Annotated in this window: 3 protein-coding genes and 2 rRNA genes (1 of these 5 cut by a window edge); 2 read left to right on the top strand and 3 right to left on the bottom strand. The window is 42.5% G+C overall.

Annotated elements, in window-relative coordinates:
- Together C3V44_RS05265 and rrf are read left to right on the top strand one after the other, a co-directional pair.
- A 23S ribosomal RNA gene (locus tag C3V44_RS05265) occupies positions 1–1942 on the top strand; it begins 903 nt to the left of the window's first position.
- A 225-nt stretch (positions 1943–2167) separates the two neighbouring features.
- Positions 2168–2278 (top strand): 5S ribosomal RNA (gene rrf, locus C3V44_RS05260).
- A gap of 84 nt (positions 2279–2362) precedes the next feature.
- Here rrf and C3V44_RS05255 read toward each other — a convergent pair.
- The 3 genes from C3V44_RS05255 to C3V44_RS05245 form a co-directional block, all read right to left on the bottom strand.
- Positions 2363–2794, bottom strand: coding sequence for a septal ring lytic transglycosylase RlpA family protein (locus C3V44_RS05255; protein WP_106095782.1), 432 nt, complete (start codon positions 2792–2794; stop codon positions 2363–2365).
- An 89-nt stretch (positions 2795–2883) separates the two neighbouring features.
- Positions 2884–4293 (bottom strand): PorP/SprF family type IX secretion system membrane protein, encoded by a 1410-nt coding sequence (locus tag C3V44_RS05250; protein ID WP_106095781.1) that lies wholly within the window; start codon positions 4291–4293, stop codon positions 2884–2886.
- 9 nt (positions 4294–4302) lie between these two features.
- On the bottom strand, positions 4303–7605 hold the full coding sequence (locus C3V44_RS05245) for a gliding motility-associated C-terminal domain-containing protein (protein WP_106095780.1): 3303 nt from the start codon (positions 7603–7605) through the stop codon (positions 4303–4305).
- Positions 7606–7988 lie beyond the last annotated feature (383 nt).

Genomic DNA, 7988 nt, shown 5'->3' with positions numbered 1-7988 from the left:
TTGGATGCGGGGGTTTCATCGCCTACCAATTCCTGACAAACTCCGAATGCTATTAAATGCTCATCAGCAGTGAGGGTATGGGTGCTAAGGTCCATATCCTAAAGGGAAAGAACCCGGACCATCAGCTAAGGTCCCCAAATATATGCTAAGTTGACCAAACGCGGTCTGACTGCACTGACAGCTAGGATGTTGGCTTGGAAGCAGCCATACATTTAAAGAGTGCGTAACAGCTCACTAGTCGAGCGGTTGGGCATGGATAATAAACGGGCATAAGCATATTACCGAAGCTATGGGGTAGTACAGAAGTACCTACCGGTAGGGGAGCATTCTATAGGCGTGGAAGCTAAAGGCGTGAGCCATAGTGGAGCTGATAGAAAAGAAAATGTAGGCATAAGTAACGATAAGGCAGGCGAGAAACCTGCCCGCCGAAAGATCAAGGTTTCCTCAGCTATGCTAATCAGCTGAGGGTTAGTCGGGGACTAACGCGCACCCGAGAAGGGGAAGTGGATGTACAACAGGTTAATATTCCTGTACCATTAATCTAATAAAAGTGACGGAACGAGATAACTACCGCGTACTGACGGAATAGTACGTTAAAGGAGCAGTTATAGCTTTGATAGTACACTGAGGCTTCGGTCGAGGTGATAGAGTGGTGACAACGTTTCCAAGAAAAGCGAAGATTAATGCCCGTACCGTAAACCGACACAGGTGATTGGGAAGAGAATTCTAAGGCGCTCGAGAGATTCATGGCTAAGGAACTAGGCAAAATAGACCTGTAACTTCGGGAGAAAGGTCGCCTATCTAGCGATAGGCCGCAGTGAAGAGGTCCAAGCGACTGTTTATCAAAAACACAGGACTCTGCAAAATCGAAAGATGAGGTATAGGGTCTGACACCTGCCCGGTGCTGGAAGGTTAAGAGGAGAGCTTAGTGGTAACACGAAGGTTTGAATTGAAGCCCCAGTAAACGGCGGCCGTAACTATAACGGTCCTAAGGTAGCGAAATTCCTTGTCGGGTAAGTTCCGACCTGCACGAATGGTGTAACGATTTGGACACTGTCTCGGCCATGAGCTCGGTGAAATTGTAGTATCGGTGAAGATGCCGATTACCCGCAGTGGGACGAAAAGACCCTGTGCACCTTTACTATATCTTCGTATTGGTCTTGGATAAGTGATGCGTAGGATAGGTGGGAGACTGCGAAGCGGCTATTCTGGTAGTTGTGGAGTCGTTGTTGAAATACCACCCTTTGCTTATCTGAGGTCTAACTTTGCTAAAGGCAAAGGACAATTCGTGGAGGGTAGTTTGACTGGGGTGGTCGCCTCCAAAAGAGTAACGGAGGCTTCTAAAGGTTCCCTCAGCACGCTTGGTAACCGTGCGAAGAGTGCAATGGCATAAGGGAGCTTGACTGAGAGACCTACAAGTCGATCAGGTACGAAAGTAGAGCATAGTGATCCGGTGGTTCCGTATGGAAGGGCCATCGCTCAAAGGATAAAAGGTACGCCGGGGATAACAGGCTGATCTCCCCCAAGAGCTCACATCGACGGGGGGGTTTGGCACCTCGATGTCGGCTCGTCACATCCTGGGGCTGGAGAAGGTCCCAAGGGTTGGGCTGTTCGCCCATTAAAGTGGCACGCGAGCTGGGTTCAGAACGTCGTGAGACAGTTCGGTCTCTATCTACTGTGGGCGTTAGAAATTTGCGTGGATCTGACTCTAGTACGAGAGGACCGAGTTGGACGCACCACTGGTGTATCTGTTGTCTTGCCAAGGGCATAGCAGAGTAGCTAAGTGCGGATGGGATAAGTGCTGAAGGCATATAAGTACGAAACCCGCCACAAGATGAGATTTCTTTTAAGGGTCGTGGGAGATGACCACGTTGATAGGTTACAGGTGTAAAGGTGGTAACATCATAGCCGAGTAATACTAATCACCCGTAGACTTTTCGCGCAGTATTCTTTTTTATAGATAAGAGTTAAGAGATAAGAGATAAGAAAGTGTAATACTACTTATGTTTTATCAATTATCAATCTCTTAAGAAGTTGTTAGTTAAAAATATGTTTTTTATCCCTATATGTTAAAATATAATTAGGAATAGGTATTTAAGTTAAGATACAAAAAGTAGTTTAAAAAAAGCTCTTATCTTTTACCTCTTACCTCTTACCTAAAACGATTTAAGGTGGTTATAGTCAAAGGTCTCACCTCTTACCATTCCGAACAGAGCAGTTAAACCTTTTAGCGCAGATGGTACTACACTTGTTGTGGGAGAGTATGTCGCCGCCTTCTTATAAAGAGCAATTCTTTATCAGAATTGCTCTTTTTTTTATTTGCTTATTTCTAATAATGCAAAAAAATAAGGAGTAAAACTCCTTATTCTACAATCTCTATATCTACCTGTATCAATCCTTTGTTTTTATTGTCAGTGATTTCCATAAAGGCGCGTTTAGAGAGGTCGAGTTCTCTCCCTTTGGTAAAGGGGCCTCTATCAGTAACAGTAACAACTACTGATTTGCCATTTATCCGATTGGTAACCTTTAGTTGAGTACCAAAAGGCAACGAGGGGTGTGCCGTGGTGAGCTTACTATTGCTAAATACAGCCCCACTAGCAGTTTTTCTTCCATTGAACTTATCGTGATAATAGGTAGCTGTTACATTCGTCTTATATATGCCTGTTTTTATATTCGCAGTTTTTGTAGCTGCTTTTTTCCCGTGAGGATATCTATGGCTATCTACAGTGCTACAAGCCTGTAAAGCTAATAGTCCTATAAGGCATATTGCTATTTTCAAAAAGTTACTCTTCATATATTTTCTTTTTTAGTTTATGTTTCTTTTCTAGAAGTAAACGATGCTTTACTATTGCAAAGCATCGTTTTTATATTACTTAAAATGCTTTATAAGTTACCTACTTTTAGTACCCAAATGTTAGAGTTTTTAAATTCAGGACGTTTCAGCAAGTTGAGCAATGTTTCACCTGCTTCTCCGCGCGATTCATAAGCTCTATCAATATAGATATAGTGCATACCATTTTCTTTATTCTTAAATGTGAATACTTTGATACCTAAATTCTCTATATCTCGTCTCATTTGGTAAGCTCCTTTAGGGTTTTGGAATACTCCTGCAATCACATAATAGCCTTGTGCTATACCCTCTATTTTTGGGTCTTCTACCACTCTTATGCGCTTGTCTAATTCTTCTTGAACAGTAGGTGTTTTAGTTGTTGTTTTAGGAGTTTCTACCGTAGGTGTTTTTGTTTCTGTTTCTGTTACCGTAGGAGTTACTACCTTAGGCGTTGGAGGTGTTACCACAGTAGGTTCAGGAGGAGTGGTCTTAATTGGTTTCTTAATGTGATGTTTGCCACCAAACTGATAAGAAACTACCACATCATAACTACCACCCAATTCAGCTACATAATTAGCAATAGTTTGTTCGTAGCCAAATCCTACGCTCAAGTGGTTAGTCACGTTGAAGCCTAAGCCACCGAAAGCTCCATATTTTTGGTCATAACCGGCGTAAGCCCAACCCAGAGGAACGTCCAACATCACGTGCCCGCCCATTTGAAAATTATCTTTGGTTCTTTTAGCTTTAGCATATATACTGAAAAAACCATCTTCTAAGAAATCACTCCGAGAATCTAACTCTTTGCGATACATCACGTGAGCGGTGAGCGACTTTTCATTAAAAGGCACTGCCATTTCTCCTGCCGAAAACGAATAGTCTAAGAGGTTCTCCGCGGTAATACCAAAATGCCAGAAGTTAAAGTTTACGTCTACCCCTGGTTGTAAGTTGATGATACTCGTAGGTTTCGCATTCTCTATCAAGGGGTCTTGCACGTTTACGCGCACTTTATTTCTGTCGATACTACTGCGGGCAAACACTACGTTTAGCCCTAAGCGCAAAAAGTTATCATCTGATATCTCTACTTGGTGTACGTAGTTTCCTAGTATACCTATATTGGCAAATATACCTGCTGTACGTTGAAAAACCAACCCGTGAGCCATATTGTTGCCATCGTAGTAATCATTCTTTCTACCTGCATCACCACCCCACTTCTTGCCATAAGAGAGCCCAAAGGTATTGAACTTATCTTCCTTAAAGCCCATCCACTGGTTGCGATGAAAGAAGGTAATTTGCGACTCATTCTTGCTAAATATTGGAAACGCAGGGTTCATTAGGTAGGTGTTGTATTTTACAGCCGTATGTCCAGGCATTTCGTAGGGTAGGTAATTACCATCACTTTGTGCAAATAAAAACTGAACACTAAGCGCCAACACTGTTATCGTTATGTTATGTACTATCTTCATCGTCAATTCTTATTTAAGTATTGTAATGGTTCCTTTCTTATCCACGCTTCTCGTTTCGCCGTTTTCGGTAATCTCACCTTTGAGGGTATAGATATAGATAAGCGCACGCTTGCCAAGGTCATTGAAAGTACGCTCATCAGGCCAATTATTTTGGTAGTTGTTTGTCGAGAGTACTTCTTTACCTTCTTGTGAGTATATCGTTACCTTCACTTTCGGAGTGAGGTATATCGACGGTATTTCCCACTTATCGTTAATGCCATCGCCGTTAGGAGTTACCACATTAGGCACTTCCACCACTTGGTAGATATTCAGTTCAAAAGGCAATATGTTCTCGCCTGCTGCCACGCACGACTCCTCTTTCAGTGTATAAGAACCCGACATATCCTCAGAAGTCACCTCCAAAGTTGTGCCGTATTTCACCGTGCCGTCGTCTTTTGTCCAGCTGAATTTATTACCTCCTTCGGCAACTAATCTATCACCTATACGCACGTCGAACTTGCGCTCACGTGCTGTACTGGTTTGGTATACTTGTTTTACAGGAGCAGTGCCTTGACTGTCGCGCATTAAACTCAATTTCAAACCGCCTACTTGGTAGTTCTTCACTTGTATATGAGCGCGTTTAGGGCAACCGCCGTTGTTAATTTCTAAATAGTATTCGCCTATTTCGTTCACGCTTGCCGTAGGGTTTTCACTGCCTATGGGAGTGTCGTTAGTGTAATTGGCACTCGTTACTTTCTTCCATACGTATGAAAAACTATCGGCTACTGATGAGTTAGGGTCGAAGCTATCAGCAGCTACGGTAAGACTAATAGTACCTCCTTGACAAAGGTATACGGTTCCTTTCGCACCGTCAGCCGACGATATTTCAAAATCGGGGATAGGAGTAAACGCTACCGGTTTTTCGTCCGAAGTCTTGATAATCGTACCATAACTAACCCGCACTGAATATTTAGCCGATTCTGAGTTGCCTGCGCGCGACACGACAAACTGTTGTCGGGTTTCGCCAGGCACATCGTTGCTGTCTTTTTGCCATTGGAAGTTAAAGAATTGGTAATCTATTTTCTTTACTTCCACCTGTTCCCCACTACTGCTTAACTGTACGGTTATCTTTTGTATTTCAAGAGTGGTTTGTGTACGGGTTTCACAGTTGGTAGATGCTACCGTTCCTACTCTCACGCCTTTAATATCAGCAATGGTTTCAAAGTAAATAGGAGTAAGGCTGATACTTGTACCACAACTACCGCCATCGGTGATTTTTGCTTCGTATACGTCAGCCGATACAGGCGTATCAGTAACCGTGTATTCCACACCCGTAACGCCTGCTATTACGGTGCCGTTTTTCTTCCATTCCACAGTGGGGTTGGTCATATTGTGCGATATTTTCAGTACCGTAGTTTTTGCAGGGTAGTAAATCTCGCGAGTGTTCATATCTTCCGCCCAACGTGCTGTGATAACGGTGCGCTTTGCCACTACCGAGTTGGACGTAGCAGGGCAACCTCCGCCCGTACCGCCTATGGTAGCGTAATACACTCCTGTGGCAGTTACTCCATATTGGGTCATTCCTACCCCTTGCGCTATCTGTGCGCGGTCTTTAAACCAAGTGTAAGTAGCCGTAGGGTCGGCACCAGTGGTAACCGTGAGCGTATACACCTCTCCACAAAAATCCACATTATCTACACTGTTGTTAATGCGCAATGCATTGCTGTCCTGCAATTGAATATCTAATACATTCGATTCAGGAATGGAAGGAAACCCCGAAGCCGTTATTTTCAAGCGGTATTTACCGTTTTGGGTAGCGCTGTTAAGGGTGATTTCTTGCGTGGTATTGATATTAGTAAATGCACCGCCCGTTTCTCTTTGCCATTGAAAAGTGAAAAACGAATAGTCGCTCGGGTCTATTGCAAGCTCAGTAGCACCCGATACGGCTGTGATTTTGTCTACCGTGAGGTCTATGCTGTTCGTCTCGCAAGGCTGATAAGAAGTTTTAGGCTTGATGCTCACCTTGAAGCTATCAGGGGCTTTAAGTTCGTACTCCTCAGTTTCTACCGTCGAGGCACAACTGCCCGTTTGGATTACTTGGGCTTTGTATTTGCCTGCGCTGGTGGCTACATAAGTATTGGCAGTTTGCCCCGGTATTTCCACCCCGTCCTTAAACCATTTGTACGACGGATTTTGGGCAGTGGTATTTACGCTGAGGGTACGCTGTTTGTTGGGTAACAATACATTCCCCCCTGTGGTAGTAATATTAGCTTTAATAGCATCTTTATGTTTTATTTCTATTTCATTGGAGCGCACATCGCAGGCACTGCCGTTGCCTATCTGCACGCGGTATTTACCTGGAAGATTATTGGGGGGCGACACCACATAGGTAGCCACCCCGTTAGTTTCGCCCAACTTAGTATTGTCGCGATACCACGTATAAGTCTCATTGCCCGCAGGGGTAGCAGTAAGGGTAAAGCTCTCTGAGCTACATATCTCAGTAGCAGAACTACTAAGCACTAGCGACTGCCCACCGCCTGTAACTTTTACAGTGATGTTGTTGGACTTTGAATAATTTCGGTCAAAGCAGTTATCGCCGTAATCGATAGCTACTATATATGTTCCTTCTTCAGTTACAGTAAGTTTAGGACCTGTTTGATTAGGTATTTTAATTCCCCAAGAACTACCGTGGTAAGAAGGGTCAAAAGGTTTTCTATACCAAACATACTTGTAGTCAGAAATATTGGTACTTCCAACACTAGTAAAAATTTGTGCTACTGATATTTCTAATGACTGTCCAGGACAAAGATTTATATTACCTGAAGGAGTAGTTTTTAAAGCTTGTGCTACATTCATATAAGAACCTTCAAATTCCTGATTAGGACTACTACCAATAGTAGCTATTATTTCGCTCGCAGGGTTGGTTGAACGTACGCGAATCCGGTATTTTTTACCCTTTAAAGTCTTAGGGAAAGTTACATAGGCTTCAAAGGTCTGGGCTGTATTTAATGTCTTTCCAGGCCAAAATTTTTCATTCTGAGTTTGTAGTACAGTTGGGTTATTGAAACTTCCATTAGCATCGGAAAGTTCAAATATATATTTATTATCAGCATTTGGAAGAGGGGGTGACCAACGTACACTAATTCTAAATCCTGAATCATCTTTTGGATTGTTTGGCTGAAGTTTCCCATTGTTAGTAGCACTTGCACAAACAAAAGAAAAATTTGTTTTTGCAGAAACTAGTTTATTATCTTGTCCTTGCACTCCTTCTATACCAAAGAAGTATAAAAGCAGAAAAACACTTATGTATTTAAAAAAATTGCTTACTTTCATTTTAAAATACGAATTAAAACATTGCTAAAAATACTATAAATCATACCCACTGGGTACTATACACGGTGCAAAGATACGAAAAAGAAATATCTACACAAAATTAATTGTCCATTTTTTTTACACTCCCCTGTCACCTTTACTCAACGTCCTTACCTGCTTTGTGTTATAACTTTCTGAAAATTAAACTCTTTTCACTATATAATTTTCCTTCATATTCCCTATGCCATCGCGCTACTCCTGTAAAATTTTAAGCATCAATTAAGAATCTTTTAAGAATGTTTAACGCAAAGCTTACGCAGGTAAAAGCTAAAAGGTAAAACCACAACCGATATAATCCCTGCTACTATATTCCCCTTTCCGTCACCACATTCCCCCTTTGAAGG

The sequence above is a fragment of the Capnocytophaga sp. oral taxon 864 genome (assembly GCF_002998835.1).
In the GTDB taxonomy this organism is placed as follows: Bacteria; Bacteroidota; Bacteroidia; order Flavobacteriales; family Flavobacteriaceae; genus Capnocytophaga; species Capnocytophaga ochracea.
The sequence above is the reverse complement of the archived record's forward strand: the minus strand, read 5'-3'. Positions and strand labels throughout refer to the sequence as shown.

Coding starts and splice junctions, on each gene's coding strand:
- C3V44_RS05255 (WP_106095782.1), bottom strand. CDS start 2,794: ATGAAGAGTAACTTTTTGAAAATAGCAATATGCCTTATAGGACTATTA.
- C3V44_RS05245 (WP_106095780.1), bottom strand. CDS start 7,605: ATGAAAGTAAGCAATTTTTTTAAATACATAAGTGTTTTTCTGCTTTTA.
- C3V44_RS05250 (WP_106095781.1), bottom strand. CDS start 4,293: ATGAAGATAGTACATAACATAACGATAACAGTGTTGGCGCTTAGTGTT.